Below are 19,478 nucleotides of genomic sequence, written 5' to 3' on the forward strand. Positions count from 1 at the left end.
GTTACACCACGATGGCCGCAGGAAGGTTGCCCCCCTCAGCGGAAATCCCGGCTACGCACGCTGATCCCCGCCAACAGCGGCGTCAGGTCGCTCAAGCGGCCAGCGATCAAATGGCGCACTTCGCCTACCGCTTCCCAGCGCCCATCCACCTTGAGCAGCCGGGAGCCCACCAGCACCTGGCGCTGGCGCTCGGCCAGGTCGCGCCAGACCACCACGTTGATGTTGCCAAACTCATCTTCCAGGGTCACGAAGGTCACGCCGCTGGCGGTGCCCGGTCGCTGGCGCCCGGTGACCAGGCCGGCAACGCTGACATTGCGCCCATGCTCCACCGCCTGTAGCTCCTGGGAACTGCGACAGCGCCGTGCGCGCAGTTGATCACGCAGCAGCGCCAAGGGATGGGGCCCCAGGGTGGTGCCCACGCTGGCATAGTCGGCGTACAGGTCTTCGCCGACGCTGGGGGCCGGCAGTTGCACCGCCTCTTCCTGCGGGCTCGACACCCCGGCAAACAAGCCCAGCTGTTTTTCCACCCCGGCCACGTCCCAGCGCGCCCGATGCCGGTGCCCGGCCAACTGGCGCAAGGCCCCGGCATCTGCCAGCAGTTCCTGGGCCCGGCTGTCCAGTTGGGCGCGTTCACCCAGGTCGGCGATAGTCGCAAACCTAGCGCCCTGGCGAGCTTTTTCGATACGCCGGCCCTCTTCTTCGCGAAAGCCGCTGATCATGCGCAACCCCATGCGAATCGCCGGTTGCTCGCCGTCGATGGGTTCCAGGCTGCAATCCCAGTCACTGGCGGTCACGTCCACCGGGCGAATCTGCAAGTGATGGCGGCGTGCGTCCTGCAGGATCTGGTCCGGGCTATAGAAACCCATGGGCCAGCTGTTGATCAGGGCACAGGCGAATGCCGCCGGCTCATGGCATTTGAGCCAGCAACTGGCATAGGTCAGCAAGGCGAAGCTGGCCGCGTGGGACTCCGGAAAACCATAGCTGCCAAAGCCCTTGATCTGCTCGAACACCTGGGCGGCGAAGGCCTCGCTGTAGCCGTTTTTGAGCATGCCGGTGCGCAGCCGCTGGCGATGGGGCTCCAGGCCGCCATGGCGCTTCCAGGCCGCCATCGAGCGGCGCAACTGGTCTGCTTCGCCAGGGGTGTAGTGCGCCGCGACAATGGCGATCTGCATCACTTGCTCCTGGAACAGCGGGATACCCAGGGTGCGCTTGAGTACCGCCTCCAGCTCGGGCGACGGATAGGTCGTAGGCTCTTCCTTGTTCCGCCGCCGCAGATATGGATGCACCATGCCGCCCTGGATCGGCCCGGGGCGCACGATGGCCACCTCGATCACCAGGTCATAGAACGTCTCGGGCCTGAGCCGGGGCAGCATGGACATTTGCGCCCGGGACTCGATCTGGAACACGCCTATCGTGTCGGCGCGGCTGATCATTGCGTAGGTTGCCGGATCCTCCCCGGGCACTGTCGCCAGCGTCAGGTCGCGATGGCGATGGCGGCGCAGCAGGTCGAAGCAGCGGCGGATCGCGCTGAGCATACCGAGGGCGAGGATATCCACCTTGAGCAGGCCCACCGCGTCCAGGTCGTCCTTGTCCCACTGGATGATGGTGCGCTCGGCCATGGCGGCGTTTTCCACCGGCACCAACGTGTCCAGCGGCTGCTCGGAAATCACGAAGCCGCCGGGGTGCTGGGACAGATGGCGCGGAAAGCCGATCAGTTGTTGGGTCAGGCCCAACACCCGCCGCAACACCGGGCTGTGCGGGTCGAAGCCACCCTCGCGCAAGCGTTCCAGGGGCGGCGCTTCATCGCTCCAGCGCCCACAGCAATCGGCCAGCGCGTTGACCTGATCCGGTGGCAGGCCCAGGGCCTTGGCCACATCCCGCACTGCGCCGGCACCGTGGTAGCTGCTGACCACCGCGGTCAAGGCCGCGCGACGCCGGCCATAGCGCTGGAACACGTATTGCAGCACCTCTTCGCGGCGTTCGTGCTCGAAGTCCACGTCGATGTCCGGTGGCTCGTTGCGTTCGCGGGACAGGAAGCGTTCGAACAGCATGTTCATCCGGCCCGGGTCGATCTCGGTGATGCCCAGGGCAAAGCACACTGCCGAGTTGGCCGCCGAGCCACGGCCCTGGCAGAGGATCGAACGGCTGCGGGCGAAGCGCACGATGTCGTGCACCGTCAAAAAGTAGCTTTCGTAGCCCAGTTCGCTGATCAACTGCAGCTCATTATCGATCTGCTCCAGGGTCTTGGCTGGCGCGCCCTCGGGCCAGCGATGGGCGATGCCCTCTTCGGTCAAGGCACGCAGCCAGGATTGTGGGCTCTGCCCTTGCGGCACCAACTCCCTGGGGTATTGATAGCGCAACTGGCTCAGGTCGAAAGTGCAACGGCTAGCAATGTGCAGCGACTCCGCGAGCAAGTGCGCCGGGTACAGCGCGCGCAGGGCCTCCAGGCTGCGCAGGTGCCGCTCGCCATTGGGGTGCAGGCGCTGGCCGGCCTGCGCCACCGGCAGGTGGTGGCGGATGGCGGTCATGGTGTCTTGCAAGGCGCGCCGGCTGCGCACATGCATATGCACATCGCCACAGGCCACGGCCGGCAGGTGCAGGCTGGCGGCCAGTTGCAGGCGCTGCGCCAGGCGGCGGGCATCGTCCTGGGCGCAATGCAGCTCTACCGCCAGCCATAGCCGCCCGCTGAAGGTCTCGCACAGCCACTGGCCGTCGGCAGGCGTATCGCCCTCCTCGGCCAGCCACAGCACCAGCAACCCCGGCAGCGGGTCGGCAAAGTCTTCGCGCAACAGGCGGTACTGGCCTTTTTCGGCACGCCGCCGGGCCAGGGTGATCAACCGGCACAGGTGCTGATAGCCCTGCAGGTTCTCCACCAGCAGCACCAGTTTCGGGCCGTTTTCCAGGCGCACCTCACTGCCGACGATCAACCCCAGCCCGACCTCCTTGGCCGCCTGCCAGGCGCGCACGATACCGGCCAGGGTGCATTCGTCGGTGATTGCCAAGGCCTGATACCCCTGCTGTTTGGCGCGCTCGAACAACTCGCGGGCACTGGACGCGCCACGCTGGAAGCTGAAGTTGGACAGGCAATGCAGTTCGGCGTAGCCCTCCATCATGCAAACCAGCCTTGCAGCCACAACCCGGCGCTGTCGCCCACGGTGCGATAGGCCCAGCCTTGCTGCCCGGCGCGGGTGCGCACCAGGTAGTAATCGCGGCGGATATCGGCGCCATCCCACCAACCGGATTCGATACGCTCCGGGCCCAGCAGGATCTGGATGCCCTGCTCGGCCAGCAAGGTCGGTTCGTTGAGCAGCCAGCCAGGGCGTTGCACCGGGCTCAAGGCTGGGCAGGCGCGGCTGTCGGCGCCCGGCAGCCAGGCACACTCGGGGCGGTGGTCAGCATTAAAGCGCAGGCCCTGCACCGCCTCATCCCCCAGGCGCGCCCGCAGACGTTCGCGCAATTGCACCCACGGCAGGGTTTGCTGCGGGCGCTCATCGAACAGGTCCTGGCGCTGTGGCACAAACACCGGCAGGTCCTCGGCCAGCAGGCGCAGGCCACGCACCGGTGCGGCCACTTGCACCTGCTCCAGGCGGCCACGGGCCAGTTCAAACAGCATCGAGGGTTCGCGCTCGGCACTCAGCAGGCCCACCGTGATCACGCTGTCTGGCGCCTCGGCATGCTCCAGGTGCAGGGCAAAACGCTGCACGCCACTGTCGCGGCCACAGAGGAACGCGGCGAGGTCGCCAGTCAGGCGCCGCAAGGGAAACAGCAACGCCTGGTGGGACTGCACATCGAAATTCAATTCGATGCGCAGGTCAAACCGATCCGGCGGCTGATAAAAATCCAGGCCCAGCGGCCGCAGCCCGGTCAAGGCATCCAGGTGCTTGAGCAACCCGGCGTCGAAGCGCCTGGCCAAGGTATGCCGGGGCAACGCCTGGACCTGGGCCAGGGTCCGCAGGCCCATGCGCGACAATGCCGTGGCGGCTTGCGGGTCGATGCCGACGCGATCGATCGGCATCGGCCCAAGGGCTTGCTGGAGCGCCTCGGCATCGGCTACCGCCAGGCCATCGTAGGCATTGGCCAACACCCGCGCGGCGGCCGGGTTGGGGGCGGCGACGATACGGTGGCGAAAGCCCAGGTCGCTCAGTTCCTCGCGCAAGCGTGCTTCCAGCAGCGGCCACGGCCCGAACAGGCCCAGGCTCGATTCGATTTCAAACAGCAAGGCCCGTGGATAGAACACGCTGACCTGGGAACTGAAACGGTAGGCCCAGGCCGCGAGCAGTTGTTGGCAGCGCTCGATATCCACCGGGTCGTATTCGACGCAGGCAAAGGCCTTGGTCAGGGCATGGGCCGCCGTCAGGGATAGGCCGGGGCGCAGGCCCAAGGCACGCGCGGCGCCATTGACGGTTTGCAGCACCCGGCGTTGCGGCGGGCCGGCCAACAACGCCAAGGGTTGCTCGGGCTCGGGACGTCGACGCAAGACCCCGTCCAACGCCAATTGCGGGAAGACAATACACACCCAGCGCATATCAACCTCAGTGCCCGCTGGCCAGGGCAATGGGTGCGGGATGGGCCAGGCCACCGCGGCACTTGAGCACCCGCACCTGGCTCGGCTCGACGGCCAGGCGCAGGGCGGCCGGTGACGGGTTGATCGCCTCGCCCATGGCCCGCCAGGCAAACGCCAGGGTCTGGCCGGTCTCGGCGGCCACCTGCAAGCGGCGCAAGGCCCGGTCATCGGCCTTGCGTGGCCAGCACAGCACCGCGCCGCAACTGCCGGAGCGCAGGCACTGCTCGGCCGCCCACAAGGCATCGCGCTCATCGGCCTGGATCACCGAGAGCTGGCGCAGGTCCACCCCGGCGTTCTGCCAGGCGTGGGGGTATGGGGTATACGGCGGCGCCACCAGCACAATGCGCTCGCCGGCCGCCGACAGCCGCGCCAGGGTCGGCCAGACCAGTTGCAACTCGCCCACGCCCTGCTGGGCCACGAGGATTTCACTCAAGGCCGCCGCCGGCCAGCCACCGCTGGGCAACACCGCATCCAGGGCCGCCAGCCCGGTGGGATACACACTGGCCGGCGGCGCGGCCGGCCGCCCCTTCCACACCCGCCCGCCATTGAACAGCGAGTCCAGTGCAACCACGGCGCCCATCACCCTTGCCTCACCAGGCCACAGAACACGCCTTCGATGGCCAGGTCCTGGTCGGCACGGACCACGATAGGTTGATAGGCCGGGTTGCGCGGCAACAGGCGCACGCTGTGGCCCATCCGCTCGAAGCGCTTGATGGTGACCTCGCCGTCCAGGCGCGCGACCACGATCTGCCCGTTCAGCGCCTCGGCACTGCGGCGCACGCCCACCAGGTCGCCATCGAGGATGCCGTCTTCGATCATCGAGTCACCCTGGACCCGCAGCAGATAATCCGGGACCCGGGCAAAGGTCGCCGGGTCCAGCATCAGCCGCGCATGCACTTCGGCGTCGGCGCCGATGGGCAGGCCGGCGGCCACGCGGCCCAGCACCGGGACCTCCAGCCATTGCGGGCGCGCCGGTTGATTGAGCAGGCGAATACCCCGGGCCTGGTTCGGGTTGACCTCGATAAACCCGGCCTCGGTCAGCGCCAGCACGTGTTTGCGCGCCACACTGCGCGAAGCAAAACCGAAGGCCTCGGCGATCTCGGCGAGGCTGGGGGACTGACCTTGCTGCGCGATACGTTCGCGGATGAAGTTCAGGATGGCGGAGCGGCGGGGAGTGAGAGTCGTCATGGAGTACATTTGTACTCCTGTGGGAAATTTCTGACAATAGCCGCCAGTCAGACAAACACCTTGGCGGCTCCGACAAGGATGGGCGGAGTCAGGGCTTGCGCTGCAACACCCGATCCATGATGCGGTCGGTCTTCAAGGCCTCGATCGCCAGTGCCGGGTGTACGCTCTCGCCACGGATATGCGCGTTCATGCCCAGCACATGATGCCACTGGATATGGGGGTGATGGGCAATATGCAGGGTCTGGCTGACCTCGGCCTCAAGGTGCAACGGCTGCTCGTCGAACACTGCAAAGCTGATCCGCCCTGTGCTACCGATCAACTCGACCCGGTCTTCACGCCGGTCCGCCACAAAGTTCCAGCAGCCCATCCCCAGCGCTCCCGAGCTGAAGCTCCAGCAGGCGGTGACCGCATCTTCCGCCGCATAGCGCCCGGCCTGGCGCGCGGTATATCCCGTGACCTCGACGATATCCCCCGCCAGGTACTGGAACAGGTCGAAACCATGGCTGGCGAGGTCGGCAAAATAACCACCGCCGGCAATCGCCGGGTCGGTGCGCCAGTTGCTGGCGTTGGTGTCCGTGGGCGATGGCGGCTTGCACAACGTCCAGCTCAGGTGCCGCAACTCACCGATGCGCCCTTCTTGCAGCCAGGCACGGACCTGCTGGAAGCGCGGCAGGGAACGGCGGTAATAGGAAACAAACAGATGCAGCCCGGCCCGCTCGAAGGTGCGCTGCATCAAGGCGCTCTGCTCGGCATTCAGCGACATTGGTTTTTCTACACAGCAATGCTTGCCCGCCGCCGCCACCAACAGGCTGTACTCCAGGTGGCTGTCGGGTGGCGTGGCGATGTACACCGCATCCACTTCGGGGTCATCGATCAGCGCTTGGGCATCCGTGTAAAAGCGGGCAATCCCGTGGCGTGCCGCATAATCGCGCACCGCTTCCTCGCGACGCCCCATCACGGCCACCAGGGCCGAGCCTGGCGCTTTGTAGAAAGCGGGTCCACTCTTGAGTTCAGTAACACTGCCACAACCGATCATGCCCCAGCGGATGGTGCTCATCAGACTTTCCTTCAGCGGTATTTTTTCAGTCGGGCAGTATCGGCGTTTTCCTGCGTGGTCTCCAGCCTCCCCCTATAAAGACCTAGCATGACAATTGCATTACACTTTTATGACAGTCATCCAGCTGCGGGGGCACAGACGATGAAAATACGCGCAACGGTGATTTGCGAACACGAGGGGCACATTCTGTTCGTGCGCAAGGCCAGGTCGAAATGGGCATTGCCCGGGGGCAAGGTCGAGCGCGATGAGCGCCCGGTCGGCGCGGCCGAGCGGGAGTTGCAGGAGGAAACCGGGCTGAACGTGGATGGGTTGCTGTATCTACAGGAATTGAAAGCCAGTGACACGCTGCATCACGTGTTTGAAGCCTCGGTGGTGAACATCGACCAGGCCCGGCCCTGCAATGAAATCATCGATTGCCAGTGGCATGCCTACAGTGCGTTGGAGCAACTGGACGCCACCGACGCCACCAAGCGCATTGTGCGCTCGTTTCTGCGTCGGCTCTGACGCCTAGCCGAATGCCGCAAACCCACGGCGCCCGGCCTTGAGCTCGGTGCGCAGCTCGCCGATCAGGTTGGAGATGGCACGGATGCTATCCAGGCCCTGGGGCGACACGCCGGTCAACAGCAGGTCGACGCGACCGGACTCCGGCTCAAAGACACGGATGGTCAAGAAACCCTGGGGGTTGACGCTACAGTCGCACGCCAGCGGGACGAAACCGGACGCCATGATGCGGCTCAACTCAACGATCGGAATCATCCTGGGCACCCTTGCTCGCACATGACGCGATGGACGTGATCCATGCAGGGTAGATCAGGTTGTGCAACGCGTGTAGGCAATCCTACGAAAGTGTTAGCCACCCCACACTTTTCCCCGAAAGCGCCGGCGCAATGACGCCAGAAAAACCACGGACACTTATCTGCCAAGCAGGTATGAAGGTCAAATCCCGGGCAAAAAAAATCCCAAGTAGCTGATGGAAACTTGGGATTTAAAAATGCATAAACCGTGGGAGGTGAACGCCCGGTCATAATAACCACCGAGACAACCTGTAACAAGTTTATTATTAGCCTTTCGTCGGATTGAAACAGCGCTAAGTCATTCAATAACCACACATTTTTCATGGTTCGCGATATCTTTAGTGCCACTTTTTGGTGCAACTTCCAAACTTGCCGGGTTAAAACCCTAATAACCATCAGGTTAATAAACCAGTCTGCAGCGTGTCTATCTACGCGCAAGTTTGTAGCGCACGCACTCTTCATAAAAACTCGAACGCACCGCCGTCGGCTTGAGCCGCGAGGGGCTGTCATAAGTCTGCTCGGTGATGCCCATGGCCATCATGCGCATCCACGACTTGTCGAACTTGTACCGCTGGATCTTCTGCCGCGCCGCATACAACGAAACGCCAGCCAACTTCAGCTCCTGGGCCCTGGCCGCCGTACCCGCGCCCCAACTGCACATGTACCGATCCCCTTCACGCAGCGCCTTGCCCTGGGCTGCCGCCGCCCCGCTCGCCAGGGCCAAGGCAATCAGCGTGATTTTTACGTTGCGCATTGGCATCCACCTAACCACCTGAAAATAAAAGTGATTTTGGCGAAACATGCAGCAGATGGGGGCCAGCAAAATGCCTTCTTGGCGATCTCCCCTTCCCGCGCGGGTTGCCGCCCTACCAGCGGCTGACCATAATCGCGCCCCCCTACCCCCCTCACGCAAGGAAATGCCGTGAAGAAGTTTCTTATGTTGGCCCCACTGGTCTTACTGCTGCTGCAAGGTTGCGGCGTGACCATGACGCAATACGAGCCCAATTTCGACAACGTCCAGCGCCTCAAGCAGACGCCAGCGCTGCAACCCATCAGCCAGGCCAAGGTTACTGCCGCCTCGGGCCAGGGTTCGTTGATGGTCCGGGCCAATCCGATCAGCTCGCCCACCGGCAGTATCCCGGCCCATGTGCAGGCGGCGCTTACCCAGGAACTGTCCCTGGCCGGCCTGCTGAATCAAAGCGCGCCGCGGCGCCTTGACGTACTGCTGGTGAAGAACGAGCTGACAGCTGGCGTGGGTTCCGGCCACGGCACACTGGCCGCGCGCTTTACCTTGCTCAAGGATGACGCCGTGGTGTACGACGCCACCAAGGAAGTGACCAGCGTATGGTCCAGTTCATTCTTCGGCCCCATTGCGATTCCGAATGCGGCGAATGCCTATAACCCGCTGGTGCGTGACTTGCTCAAGGCCTTGTACAGCGATCCGCTGTTCATTCAGGCACTGAAGTAAAAACCCGGGTAAAAAAAAGGGAGCCGGTCAGCCGGCTCCCTTTTTTTGCGGCCAAAATCAGGCCCGCGGCACACCGGCATCCAGTGCCGAGTACTTCAGGTTATTGCTCTCGACCATCTGCTTGAGCAGCGCATTGACCTGGCGCGTGAAGGTATCGGTCACCGCTTCTTTTGGCGTGTAGGCCATCATCGGGATAAACCAGATACCCAACCAGGTGTTGATCGCATCGTGGTTGCTGCCTTTGCTCAGCGCCTGGCCCTGTGGGTCCAGGGCCTCCAGGCTCATGGTGTACTGGTCGGTACCCAGCGCCGGGATAATGGTGAAGGTGAAGCCGCTGATAAACGCCAATGCCATCTGACCGCCACCTGGCGGATGGTTGTAGACCTTCAGGCGCAGGCTGTAGTCGCCCGGCTGCTTCTGGAACTCATCCAGGGTCACGCGGCCGAACAGGCCGGAATCGGTGAGGATCTTTTGCAGTTGCGGACGCAGCATGTCCCGCGCCTGGGGGACTTCGGCAGCGGCAGCGTTGGTCGGTTCGCCCTGATAGAAATCAAAGTCGACATAGACGTTCGGCTTGTTGGCGAAGCTCGCCTTCGATGGCAGGGTGACTGGCGCGACTTCGTCCTTGGTGAAGCTGGCGCAGCCACTCACTGCCAACATCATCAGGGCCAACCCCAGCATTTTTCCAATGTGCATTACGACTTCCTTAGTTGATGGAGCGTCTCCATGGCCGGAGGTGCTGGGGGCGGATAATAGAGAGTCAACGGCCCGGGTAAAAGGCCGCTGTAGGAAAAATCTTCACTCGTTATCGGCATTTACCATTGATACGTCGCACTGGCCTGCACCGTGCGTTGCGAGCCGTACCAGCACCACGAGTACGAATAGCAGGACGCCACGTACTCTTTGTCCGCCAGGTTGGTGGCGTTCAGCGCCAGGCGCAGGTTGTCGCCCAGGGTGTTGATGTGCGGGATGTCGTAGTGCACCGACGCATCGAACAAGGTGTAGCCGGGAACCTTCAAGGTGTTGGCCGTATCGCCCCAGGACGAGCCGACATAACGCGCACCCGCGCCGACGCCGAAGCCCTTGAGGTTGCCGTCATGCAGGGTGTAGTCAGCCCACACCGAAGCGGTGTGGCGCGGCACAGCGTAGGTGGTGGTGCCCTGGGTCGGCACGGCCGGGCCTACGCCGATGTCGGTGATCGGCGCGTAGCGCACGGTGCTGTTGGATTTGCTGATGCGGTTATCGAGGTAGGCATAGGCCGCCGTGATATCCAGATTGTCGTTGAGGCTGGCCTTGCCTTCGAGTTCAAAGCCACGGGAGCGCACTTCACCGTCCTGGACCTGGCAGCGACCGTTGCCACACAGGTGGGTGGGATCCGGGTCCATGGTCGGCACGTTGTTCTGGCGCAGGTCAAAGATGGCGGCGGTGATAAAGCTGTTGCTGCCTGGCGGCTGGTACTTGATGCCGATTTCGTACTGCTTGCCTTCGGTGGGCTTGAACACCGAACCGCCGTAGCCGGTACCGGTTTGCGGCGAGAAGGATTCGGAATAGCTGGCGTAAGGCGCCAGGCCGTTATCAAAGAGGTAAACCACGCCCAGGCGGCCGGTGAAGGCTTTGCTGTCCAGGGAGGATTTGGTTTTCTTGCCGTCGGTCAAGCTCAACGAGCTGTTATCCGTGCTGGCCCAGTCATAACGACCGCCCATCAACAGTACCCATTTATCCCACTTCGCCTGCTCCTGCAGGTACACACCGGTCTGCTCGCTACGCTGGGTCGCGTCGCTGGAAAATGCCGGGGTGGTCACCGGCGCACCGTACACCGGGTCGAAAATATCCAGGTCCGGTCCCTTGCCGTAACCGGCCTTGGTATCGACGCTGGTGTTCTGGTAATCAAGCCCCATCAACAGCGTGTGCTGCACCGGGCCGGTGTCGAACTTGCCCTGCAACTGGTTATCCAGGTTGTAGGCGTCCATGTCGACATCGGTGGCGATGGTCGAGCGGTTCAAGGTGCGGTAATCGGCCTGCAAGTTGCTGCTGTAGATACTGCGGTAGATCCCTTCGCTGCGCATATAGCGGGCGTTCTGGCGCACGGTCCAGACGTCGTCGAGGTGATGCTCGAAGGCATAGCCGATGGAGTAATGCTCGCGGTCACTCTTCTCGAAGTTTTTCTCGCCATCGTAGAAGTCGACATCGATCTTGCGCCCCAGCGGGCTGTGCAACACCGAGCCCCAGGCCGGCATCGAGCCGTAGGAAGCACCCTTGGGATCCTTCTGAAAATGCCCCAGCAGGGTCAGCGAGGTGTCCTCGTTCGGGCGCCAGGTGAAGGCCGAGGACAGCGATTGACGACGGGTCTCGGTGTGCTCCACCTGCCCGTCGGCATCGTCGAACAATCCGGCGACGCGGTAGGAATACACCCCTTGCTCATCCAGCGGGCCGCTGAGATCGAAGGTGGTGCGCTTTTTGTCGAAGGTGCCGTACTCCACGCCGACTTCATGGAACGGCGTATCCAACGGGCGCTTGGTGACCATATTGATCACGCCACTGGGGCTGCCCTGGCCGTACAACACCGAGGCTGGGCCGCGCAGCACCTCCACGCGCTCCAGGTCGAAGGCATCCTTTTGCGGCGAGGCATCGCGGCTCGATGCCACGCGCAGGCCGTCGAGGTAAGTCACCGGCGAGAAGCCGCGAATGGTCAACTGGTCCAGGCGCGAGGCGGTGGCGCCACGGGTTTCCGGGACGACCGCGGCGCTGTAGCGCAGGATCTGGTTGAGGCTCTCGGCATTCTGCGCACGCATCTGGTCTTTGGTGACCACCGAGATCGATTGCGGGGTCTCGATCAGCGCGGTGTCGGTCTTGGTGCCCGACAGGCTGCGCGTGGCCACATAACCGGACACCGGGCCGACGGGGCTTTCACTTTGAGCAGCGCCGCTGATGGTGGTGGCCTGCAACTCCACCGAGCCATCCGCCTGGGGAATCGGCTCGATACGATAGCGCTGGGCAGACAGCGCCTGGGCACGCAAACCGCTGCCCGCCAGCAACTGGGCGAGTGCCGCGTCGCTGCTCAACTGCCCGTTCAAACCACTGCTGCGCTTGCCACGGGTCAAGACCGGATCAAAGGCCAGGACCAGCCCGGCCTGTTCGGCAAAGCCGTTGAGGGCCTGGCTCAGGTCACCGGCAGGGATCGAGAAATGGCTGCTTTCATCAGCCCATGCGGTGTGAATGGTCAGGGGCACAGCGGCAAAAGCCATCGCCACTGACAGCGCCAGCGGGTGCAACGGACGAGCAAAGCGTGACATGAGAGGTCCTGGAAAAGAGGGTTCTATATTCCATGACGGCCATGTCGGGAAATCGGGTATGAATGAGACCGGTTTTTATTTGAACGGGCGTCTTCAGGCAGATCAGAGGGGTTTGATCACCACCAGCAGGTCGGTGAAATACTCCACCTTGATCGGCAGGTTATCCGCCAGGGTCGCCAGCGCTGCATCGCTGTCATCGAGCTTGAACACCCCCGACACACGCATCCCGTGCAACGCCTGGGCATCAAACCGCACCACCCCATGGCGATAGCTGGCCAGGGTTTGCAGGACTTCGCTCAACGGCCGGTCATCCACCGTGAGCAAGCCCCGGGTCCAGGCCGCCGGGTCGCCGCTGCCGACCGCTTGCGCTGGCTGGGCGTGCCCCTGCCTGAGAATCGCGCGCTGGCCTGCCGTCACCTTCACGGCCTCGCTGTCAGTGCCTTTGGCGGCCACCGTTGACTCGATCACCGTGACCACCGTCGAGCCATCCACCGCACGCTGCACCAGGAAACGCGTGCCCAATGCCGTCGCCGTGCCCTGATCGGTGCGCACCACGAACGGCCGTTGCGCATCCTTGGCCACCTCGACCCACATCTCGCCCTTGAGCAATTCGATCACACGCTGTTGGCCGTCGAACTTCACGTCCAACGCCGAGTTGCTGTTGAGCTGCACCTGGCTGCCATCGGTCAATACCACCTGACTGCGCTCGCCGACGCCGGTGCGTTGGTCGGCCATCCACAGCGGCAGTTGCTCGACGCTCGCCCAGCCGGCCACCAACACCCCCAACAACGCCAGGGCTTGCCCGCCGCGCACGGCGTACCCGGCTTTGCGTGGAATGAAGGCTTGCTTCAACGCCAGGCGTGCAGGTTCCGCAGGCAGTCCATCGAGGCTGCCCCACAACGCCCCCATGCGCTCGAAGGCCACCCGATGACGTGGATCGGCCGCACACCAGGCTTCAAATGCCTGACGGTCGGCGGCGCTGACGTCCTCGTCATTGAGCAACGCCAGCCAGCGCGCCGCTTCACTGACAATCTGTTCGGAGGGCATCACAACGGATCCGCGCCATGCAGGGTCTGGTAGCAGTGCACCAACGCGCTGGAGATGTAGTTTTTCACCGTGCTGGACGAGACCTGGAGCTGGGCCGCGATTTCACTGTAGGTCAGCCCATCCAGGCGACTGAGCAGGAACGCCTCGCGGGCCTTGTCCGGCAGGCCGGCGAGCATCAGCGCAATGCGTTCCAGGGCCTGCAACGCCACATGAATAGTCGCAGGGTCAGGCATGCCGGCGTCTTCGTACTGGATGGCCAGGGCTTGCATATAGGCTTTCTCGATCTTGCGCCGCCGCGCACCGTCAATCAGCAAGCGCCCGGCAGTGGTCGCGAGAAATGCCCGAGGCTCCTGAATGTTGTGGGGCTCGGCCAGCAGCAACACCCGCACGAATGCATCCTGGGCCAGGTCCGCCGCATGCTGCGAACAGCCGAGCTTCTTGCGCAGCCATCCCTGGAGCCAGGAATGGTGGTCGCTGTAGAGCGCGGTGAGTGTCTGCTGGCGGCGGGCTGTATCACAATCGGCCACGGGAAAGTCATGCATGCGCAAAAATTTCTCAAACAAGAAAGATTACCAATCGCGCAAACGATGACAGTAAAACGATGGCAGAGCAAGGGCCCAACGATGGCGCCTGGGTATCGGCGTAGGCACCGGCTTGCCGGCGCCTGCAAGGGTTTAGCGCAAGCTCCAGGAAACGCCGGCGTACACGCCCATGCCGTCACCCGGCGTCGAGCGCGCCATATCGCTGCCATGATCGTCATAACCCGGGGTCACGGTATTGGCGTAGCGCTGGTTGGTCAGGTTGCGCAGGTCGACCCAGGCTTGCCAGTCCTGTTTCGGTGCGTCGTAACCGAGGGTGGCACCCAACAAGCCATAGGCCGACGCGTAGTAGGAGTTGGCATAGTCCACCGCCACCCGCGAGGAATACTCGCCATTGAGGCTGCTGAAAAAGCCGCTGGGATGGCTGTAGCGCAACTGCGCCTGGTAATAGTGCTTGGGGATACCGGGCAATGTGTTGTCGCCAAAGCGCGGGTCGTCGCGGTAGTGGAAGTTACTGAAGGTGTAGGCCTGGCGCAGGGCCAGGCGACCGGTATTGCCACCGTCCCACAGCGCGCTGGTGAGGCTCAGTTCCAGGCCTTGGTGAAGGGTCGGGCTGGCGTTGGATTCGGCGACCACCTGCGACAAGTTAGGCGTAGCCGCCTGGGTTTCGACGCTCAGCAGTTCATGGCGCACCAGCGAGTGGTACAACGCCAGGTCCCATTGGCCGAACCACGCTTCGCCGCGCCCGCCCACTTCCAGGGTGGTGGCCGTCTGGTTTTGCAGCTTCACGCCTTCGCGGGTCAAGCCGGCCTCCGGCCTACCCGAGTCTTTGGCAAAGAACTTGTTGGAACCCCAGATCATCGACCAGGCATGCGGCGGCTCCACCGAGCGGCTCAGGTTGCCATACACCTGCAACTGCGGGTTGAAGTCATAGCGCAGGCCCACGCGCGGGGCATAGTCCCAGTCATGAGTGCTCAAGGGGGCATGGGTGTCGGGATAGGTGACTTCGGTTTCGCGACGGGTATAGATCGCCGCCAGGCCGGTGGTCAGCCACAGGTCGGGCAGCAGCTCCAGGTCGTTGCTCACGTGCAGCACGGTATCCGACCCCAGGTAACTGTAGTCACGGGTCTTGGTCCCCGGGGCGAAACCGGCGGTGGCACCGGCAGGCACCCGCACGTACTCCGACACACCGTTATTGGGCAGGCCCTGGGTGGTGCGCAGGCCGACTGTGGTCTTGCTGTCGCGCCCCAGCAGCGTGTCCTGGCGGATGTAGTTCAAGGTGCCGCTGATATCGGTATACGCCACCTTGAGCCGGTTGGTGCCTTCGCGCAGGTCCATGGGGTAGTCGTGATACACCAGCCCCGCTTCGACGCGGGAGTTATCGTCCAATTGCAGCGTGGTCTTGTTGGCGATCCAGGTAGAGCCCGGCTGCAAGCGCTTGGAGTCACGTGCCAGGTTGAGGGCGTTGGCTGCGCGCGGGCTGTGCTCGATCTGCTGGCGCGTGAGTTTGCCGGGGCTGTCGTTGGCGGTTTCGCGGTAACGGAAATAGAAGCGGGTTTCCAGGTCCGGGTTGAACCGGTAGCCGAAGTTGGCCGCCACGCCTTTGCCGCTGCCGGCGCTTTGTTGCTGGAAGCCATCGTAGTCAGTGTCGGTCAGGCTGATGTAATAGTCGGCATCGCCCAGCACTTGCCCGGAACTGATTTCCCGCTGGGCGTACCCATGGCTGCCGGCCTCGTAGCGCACGCGCAACTTGGGCGCATCGTAGCCGGTGTGGGTGACATAGTTGACCGCCCCGCCCAGGGCCAGTGCGCCGCGATCAAACCCGTTGGCGCCGCGCAGCACTTCGACGCGGCTGAGCCACAGCGGATCTTTGAGCTCGTAAGGCGTTCCGCCGGGGCCGGTCAGTGGCAGCCCGTCGATGGTTTCATACAGGCCGGATGCATGGCTGCCGGGGCCACGGTTGATGCCCGAGCCACGAATGGAGATTTTCACCCCTTCGTTATTCGCCGCCTTGGCGTAGATGCCAGCCTGGTACTTGAACACATCTTCATTGCTGCTCACCCGCCCCTGCTCGACGCTGGCCATGTCGACGTAATTGGTAGCGCCGGGCACCTGCCGGAGTTGCGCCTGGGCCGCTTCGCCTTCGCTCAGTTCGGTGCTGGTGACTTGCAGCGGCGCCAACTGCAGCGCCTCCTGGGCCTGGGCCAGATGGGTGAATGTCAGGGCAACGCCAAAACCGAGCCAACGAGGAGGGAGAAACAGCAAAGGTTGTGGCAGGCGCATGGGGCCGAATCCTGGGAAAGTTCAAGCGTTGGAAGAACATCGGATACGGCAGGTCACGTCTGTTTTTAAGTCCAAAATAGAATTAATAAATGCAAACTCAGTATTTAAGGAAATAAGCTGCGCGCAGTAATGTGGAGCAACCGAGTCACCACCGTCACCCGAGACTGCGCCATGTCGATATCCGCCAACATCATTGATTTCACCCTCCACCGCAAACGCCGCCAGGCTCGTGCAGCGGCCCAGTTGATGTGGGCAATGTACGCCGCGCGCGCCGGGTTGTCGGTATTCACGTTGCAGGCCAGTAACGCGCCCAGCGACACACGCCGGGCGTAACGCCGATGAGTTTTCTCCAGGCCCTTCCCGACGTGCTGCCCCCCATCGCTCAACCCAAGGATTGCGCCAGCCGCGACGACGATGCCATCGGCCAGTGCGTCGCGCACAACCTGCATCGCCTGCGCAGCAAACGCTACCTGTCCCTGGATGCCCTGGCCCGAGCCTGTGGCGTCAGCCGGGCGATGCTCGCGCAGATCGAGTCCGGGCGCAGCGTACCGTCGATCAAGGTGCTGTGCAAAATCGCCAAGGGCCTGAAAGTGTCGGTGGCGGCGTTCCTGGAAAACCGCTCGTTCGAAGGAGTTGAATTACTGCCCGCCCACCAAAGCAAACGCCTGGTGAGCGCCGACGGCACATTCGTCAGCCGGGCATTGTTCCCCGACGACATGTCGCGCCAGTCCGAATTCTATGAGGTACGCCTGAGCGCACGCGGTGAAGAGGTGTGCGAAGGCCGCCGGCCTGGGATCCAGGCAAACCTGGTGGTGGCCCAGGGCGTGCTGGAGGTCAGCGTCAACGAGGAACGATACTTGCTGTCCACCGGCGACTCGATCCTGTTCTATGCCGACCAGCCCCACCGCTATCGCAACCCGGCAGACAGCGATGCGCTGGCGTTCCTGGTCATCCTCCACCCCGAACGCCTGGACTGAACGCAAAAAGCCCCGCCTGATTGCTCAGGCGGGGCTTTTTCATGCGCACGAAACGTCGGTTCAGCAGGTGCAGCACATCATCGGCATGCCGTTGCAGCTGATCATCATCGGCATGGCGCAATCGTTCATCATTTTCTTCATCAGCATGCACCAGTTGTCCATCATCACCATGCTCATACCAGGCATCGGCATCATCTTGCAGGTCATGCCATCGGCTTGCAGGGTGCATTCCATGACGCACTTCATCATCGGCATGGTCATCGCTGGCATGTTGTTGAGCATTGCCATGGTGTCCTGCGACATGCACATCATCGACAGGTTGGCGCACTGCATCATCATCGGCATGCCGCAGTTCATCATCATCGCCATCATTTCGGCGTTGTTCTTGAACATCGCCATGTCCATACCGGCGGCCGGCTTCATGGTGCACACCATGGCATCGCCGGTCATCTCGCACTGCATGGTGGCCATCATCATCGGCATGCCCATCATCGGCATCATGGGCATCGTGTTGTTCATTGGCATCTGCATGGCATTCATCATGTTCGAAACTCCGTAATCGACAGGAAAGGTCTAAATTCTGGGGCCGATTCTAGAGATGACGCGCCGCGCTGCAAGACGCTGGCCGAGCAGCAGGAATCGACGCCAGACCGTCCACTTCTGATTAAAAGCAGACTGCAAAAACGTGGCAGCAGACGGGCGTTTGTTATTGCATCCAGCGCCTTTGCTGCGACCAGTAAATGGACGCAATGGATATTCACTAAAATGCTATGCACCTTCGATAAGGAAATAAACGATCTAACCCTGATGAAAATAAGCGTCTGATGCAGGCTGGGGCGCAATACTGCGCTACTGTGCCGGGCCTGATCATCGATCCGCGACCGCCATTTTTGAGGCCGACTCTTTTTATGCGTCTTATGAATTTCGCCGGCGTATGCCTGCTTTCTTCGGTGCTGCTGGGCTGCCAACAGCATCCACCCGCCAACGATCAACTGGATGCGGTGCTGTGGACCCAGACCTCCATCGAACACGAGATGATCTATCGCCAAGTGTTCGCCGACGCCACCCGCCAGCTCGATGTGGCCCTGGCCACCAAGGACTGGGACGCCCTGCCCTTTGCCCCGCGTAACCTCAGCGGCCTGCCGCCGGCAGTGATCGTCGATATCGATGAAACCCTGCTGGACAACGTGCCCCTCAACGCGCGGGACATCGTCAACAACCAGGTCTACTCCTATGACCGCTGGAACACCTGGGTCGACCAGGCCAAGGCCCAGGCCCTGCCCGGCGCCGTGGCGTTTTTGCAGGCGGCGCAGCAACGGGGGATCAAGGTGTATTACCTGACCAACCGCGAGCACAGCCAAGTCCAGGCCACTGTCGCCAACCTGCGCCTGCGCGGCTTCCCGGTGCAGGGCAACGAACACGTACTGGCGGCCGCCACCCCCACCGGCCATTGCGCATCGGCGGGCTACGGCAAGAACTGCCGTCGCCAGTGGGTCGCCAGCCAGGCACGGGTGCTGTTGATGGTCGGGGATTCCCTGGGGGATTTCGTCCAGGCCGAACACAACACCCTGGCCGCCCAACGCCGGGCGGTCGAACCTTATGTCGGCTGGTTCGGCCAACGCTGGTTCCTGCTGCCGAACCCAACCTACGGCAACTGGTACAGCGCGCCCTATGGCGACCGTGAAGAGATTCCATTTGAGCAGAAGCGTTTTTTCAAGCGTGAGGCCCTTCAGTTGCAGCAATGAGGATCAGATGGGGCAGCTGAACTGCAATCCTCCAAACCCTGAGGATCAAGGTGGGAGCTGTCGAGCCTTAGCGAGGCTGCGATGGCGGCGGCATTGCTGGAGTTGATGTTGGCTGACCCGACGCTATCGCTGGCAAGCCAGCTCCTACATTGGATCGTCGTACATTGAGTACCGTATGCATCCTGCCCTGGCAGTGAAATGCAATCTTCCAATCCCTGAGGATCAATGTAGGAGCTGTCGAGCCTTGGCGAGGCTGCGATGGCGGCGGCATTGCTGGGATTGATGTTGGCTGACCCGACGCTATCGCTGGCAAGCCAGCTCCTACATTGGATCGTCGTACATTGAGTGCCGTATGCATCCTGCGGTGGCAGTGAAATGCAATCCTCCAATCCCTGAGGATCAATGTAGGAGCTGTCGAGCCCCAGCGAGGCTGCGATGGCGGCGGCATTGCTGGGATTGATGTTGGCTGACCCGACGCTATCGCTGGCAAGCCAGCTCCTACATTGGATCGTCGTACATTGAG

The 19,478-nt window shown here is 62.8% G+C and carries 19 protein-coding genes; 6 read left to right on the forward strand and 13 right to left on the reverse strand.

The window, feature by feature from the left end; all coding sequences use genetic code 11:
• Positions 1–35 precede the first annotated feature (35 nt).
• The 5 genes from HBO05_RS28240 to HBO05_RS28260 form a co-directional block, all read right to left on the reverse strand.
• Positions 36–3,134, reverse strand: coding sequence for an error-prone DNA polymerase (locus HBO05_RS28240; protein WP_346343169.1), 3,099 nt, complete (start codon positions 3,132–3,134; stop codon positions 36–38).
• The gene (locus HBO05_RS28245) at positions 3,110–4,525 is read right to left on the reverse strand and encodes a DNA polymerase Y family protein (RefSeq protein WP_169956957.1); all 1,416 of its coding nucleotides are present in this window, start codon (positions 4,523–4,525) and stop codon (positions 3,110–3,112) included. Before HBO05_RS28245 ends, HBO05_RS28240 begins: the two co-directional genes overlap by 25 nt.
• 7 nt (positions 4,526–4,532) lie before the next feature.
• Complete coding sequence (imuA, locus tag HBO05_RS28250) at positions 4,533–5,144, reverse strand: translesion DNA synthesis-associated protein ImuA (RefSeq protein WP_169956956.1); 612 nt, start codon at positions 5,142–5,144, stop codon at positions 4,533–4,535.
• Positions 5,144–5,761, reverse strand: a complete 618-nt coding sequence (gene lexA / locus HBO05_RS28255) for a transcriptional repressor LexA (RefSeq protein WP_169956955.1) — start codon at positions 5,759–5,761, stop codon at positions 5,144–5,146. The genes imuA and lexA overlap by 1 nt, the downstream gene beginning before the upstream one ends.
• Positions 5,762–5,840: 79 nt before the next feature.
• On the reverse strand, positions 5,841–6,809 hold the full coding sequence (locus tag HBO05_RS28260) for a Gfo/Idh/MocA family oxidoreductase (RefSeq protein WP_170043207.1): 969 nt from the start codon (positions 6,807–6,809) through the stop codon (positions 5,841–5,843).
• A gap of 141 nt (positions 6,810–6,950) precedes the next feature.
• On the opposite strand from HBO05_RS28260, the gene HBO05_RS28265 reads away from it, so the two are divergent.
• Positions 6,951–7,313, forward strand: coding sequence for an NUDIX hydrolase (locus tag HBO05_RS28265; RefSeq protein WP_169956953.1), 363 nt, complete (start codon positions 6,951–6,953; stop codon positions 7,311–7,313).
• A gap of 3 nt (positions 7,314–7,316) precedes the next feature.
• Here HBO05_RS28265 and HBO05_RS28270 read toward each other — a convergent pair whose 3' ends face one another.
• Both HBO05_RS28270 and HBO05_RS28275 read right to left on the reverse strand, forming a co-directional pair.
• On the reverse strand, positions 7,317–7,565 hold the full coding sequence (locus HBO05_RS28270) for a DUF1652 domain-containing protein (protein ID WP_169956952.1): 249 nt from the start codon (positions 7,563–7,565) through the stop codon (positions 7,317–7,319).
• A gap of 462 nt (positions 7,566–8,027) precedes the next feature.
• Positions 8,028–8,357, reverse strand: a complete 330-nt coding sequence (locus HBO05_RS28275; protein ID WP_169956951.1) for a hypothetical protein — start codon at positions 8,355–8,357, stop codon at positions 8,028–8,030.
• A gap of 168 nt (positions 8,358–8,525) precedes the next feature.
• Between HBO05_RS28275 and HBO05_RS28280 the strand changes: the two genes are divergently transcribed.
• Positions 8,526–9,071, forward strand: a complete 546-nt coding sequence (locus HBO05_RS28280; protein WP_169956950.1) for a hypothetical protein — start codon at positions 8,526–8,528, stop codon at positions 9,069–9,071.
• A 57-nt stretch (positions 9,072–9,128) separates the two neighbouring features.
• Here the strand turns inward: HBO05_RS28280 and HBO05_RS28285 are convergent, their stop codons facing one another.
• The 5 genes from HBO05_RS28285 to HBO05_RS28305 form a co-directional block, all read right to left on the reverse strand.
• On the reverse strand, positions 9,129–9,767 hold the full coding sequence (locus HBO05_RS28285; protein ID WP_169956949.1) for a hypothetical protein: 639 nt from the start codon (positions 9,765–9,767) through the stop codon (positions 9,129–9,131).
• A gap of 119 nt (positions 9,768–9,886) precedes the next feature.
• Positions 9,887–12,364, reverse strand: coding sequence for a TonB-dependent siderophore receptor (locus HBO05_RS28290; RefSeq protein WP_172314919.1), 2,478 nt, complete (start codon positions 12,362–12,364; stop codon positions 9,887–9,889).
• A 102-nt stretch (positions 12,365–12,466) separates the two neighbouring features.
• Positions 12,467–13,411: a FecR family protein gene (locus HBO05_RS28295; protein ID WP_172314921.1), complete on the reverse strand. Its 945-nt coding sequence runs from the start codon at positions 13,409–13,411 to the stop codon at positions 12,467–12,469.
• Positions 13,411–13,953: a sigma-70 family RNA polymerase sigma factor gene (locus HBO05_RS28300; RefSeq protein WP_172314923.1), complete on the reverse strand. Its 543-nt coding sequence runs from the start codon at positions 13,951–13,953 to the stop codon at positions 13,411–13,413. Before HBO05_RS28300 ends, HBO05_RS28295 begins: the two co-directional genes overlap by 1 nt.
• Positions 13,954–14,085: 132 nt before the next feature.
• Positions 14,086–16,233 carry a TonB-dependent receptor gene (locus HBO05_RS28305; RefSeq protein WP_172314925.1) on the reverse strand — a complete coding sequence of 716 codons (2,148 nt, stop codon included), beginning with the start codon at positions 16,231–16,233 and terminating at the stop codon, positions 14,086–14,088.
• Positions 16,234–16,404: 171 nt separating this feature from the next.
• Between HBO05_RS28305 and HBO05_RS28310 the strand changes: the two genes are divergently transcribed.
• The 4 genes from HBO05_RS28310 (at position 16,405) to HBO05_RS28325 (ending at position 18,955) form a co-directional block, all read left to right on the forward strand.
• Positions 16,405–16,566, forward strand: coding sequence for a hypothetical protein (locus tag HBO05_RS28310; protein WP_172314927.1), 162 nt, complete (start codon positions 16,405–16,407; stop codon positions 16,564–16,566).
• A gap of 5 nt (positions 16,567–16,571) precedes the next feature.
• Positions 16,572–17,210, forward strand: coding sequence for an XRE family transcriptional regulator (locus HBO05_RS28315; protein ID WP_170058001.1), 639 nt, complete (start codon positions 16,572–16,574; stop codon positions 17,208–17,210).
• A 67-nt stretch (positions 17,211–17,277) separates the two neighbouring features.
• Positions 17,278–17,769 (forward strand): hypothetical protein, encoded by a 492-nt coding sequence (locus HBO05_RS29495; protein WP_170058084.1) that lies wholly within the window; start codon positions 17,278–17,280, stop codon positions 17,767–17,769.
• 349 nt (positions 17,770–18,118) lie between these two features.
• Positions 18,119–18,955 carry an HAD family acid phosphatase gene (locus tag HBO05_RS28325; protein ID WP_172314929.1) on the forward strand — a complete coding sequence of 279 codons (837 nt, stop codon included), beginning with the start codon at positions 18,119–18,121 and terminating at the stop codon, positions 18,953–18,955.
• On the opposite strand, the gene HBO05_RS29125 is transcribed toward HBO05_RS28325, so the two are convergent.
• Positions 18,940–19,478: hypothetical protein (locus HBO05_RS29125; protein WP_222932575.1), on the reverse strand; the 539-nt coding region annotated here is incomplete at its 5' end. The two genes, HBO05_RS28325 and HBO05_RS29125, sit on opposite strands and share 16 nt — an antisense overlap.

The organism is Pseudomonas sp. WS 5079, assembly GCF_012985465.1.
GTDB lineage: Bacteria > Pseudomonadota > Gammaproteobacteria > Pseudomonadales > Pseudomonadaceae > Aquipseudomonas.

Excerpts from the sequence above, each read along its gene's own strand:
- HBO05_RS28270 (WP_169956952.1), bottom strand. The coding sequence starts at position 7,565 with ATGATTCCGATCGTTGAGTTGAGCCGCATCATGGCGTCCGGTTTCGTC.
- HBO05_RS28275 (WP_169956951.1), bottom strand. The coding sequence starts at position 8,357 with ATGCGCAACGTAAAAATCACGCTGATTGCCTTGGCCCTGGCGAGCGGG.
- HBO05_RS28310 (WP_172314927.1), top strand. The coding sequence starts at position 16,405 with ATGTCGATATCCGCCAACATCATTGATTTCACCCTCCACCGCAAACGC.
- lexA (WP_169956955.1), bottom strand. The coding sequence starts at position 5,761 with ATGTACTCCATGACGACTCTCACTCCCCGCCGCTCCGCCATCCTGAAC.
- imuA (WP_169956956.1), bottom strand. The coding sequence starts at position 5,144 with ATGGGCGCCGTGGTTGCACTGGACTCGCTGTTCAATGGCGGGCGGGTG.
- HBO05_RS28315 (WP_170058001.1), top strand. The coding sequence starts at position 16,572 with ATGAGTTTTCTCCAGGCCCTTCCCGACGTGCTGCCCCCCATCGCTCAA.
- HBO05_RS28300 (WP_172314923.1), bottom strand. The coding sequence starts at position 13,953 with ATGCATGACTTTCCCGTGGCCGATTGTGATACAGCCCGCCGCCAGCAG.
- HBO05_RS28265 (WP_169956953.1), top strand. The coding sequence starts at position 6,951 with ATGAAAATACGCGCAACGGTGATTTGCGAACACGAGGGGCACATTCTG.
- HBO05_RS28305 (WP_172314925.1), bottom strand. The coding sequence starts at position 16,233 with ATGCGCCTGCCACAACCTTTGCTGTTTCTCCCTCCTCGTTGGCTCGGT.
- HBO05_RS28295 (WP_172314921.1), bottom strand. The coding sequence starts at position 13,411 with ATGCCCTCCGAACAGATTGTCAGTGAAGCGGCGCGCTGGCTGGCGTTG.
- HBO05_RS28290 (WP_172314919.1), bottom strand. The coding sequence starts at position 12,364 with ATGTCACGCTTTGCTCGTCCGTTGCACCCGCTGGCGCTGTCAGTGGCG.
- HBO05_RS28285 (WP_169956949.1), bottom strand. The coding sequence starts at position 9,767 with ATGCACATTGGAAAAATGCTGGGGTTGGCCCTGATGATGTTGGCAGTG.
- HBO05_RS28245 (WP_169956957.1), bottom strand. The coding sequence starts at position 4,525 with ATGCGCTGGGTGTGTATTGTCTTCCCGCAATTGGCGTTGGACGGGGTC.
- HBO05_RS28325 (WP_172314929.1), top strand. The coding sequence starts at position 18,119 with ATGCGTCTTATGAATTTCGCCGGCGTATGCCTGCTTTCTTCGGTGCTG.
- HBO05_RS28260 (WP_170043207.1), bottom strand. The coding sequence starts at position 6,809 with ATGAGCACCATCCGCTGGGGCATGATCGGTTGTGGCAGTGTTACTGAA.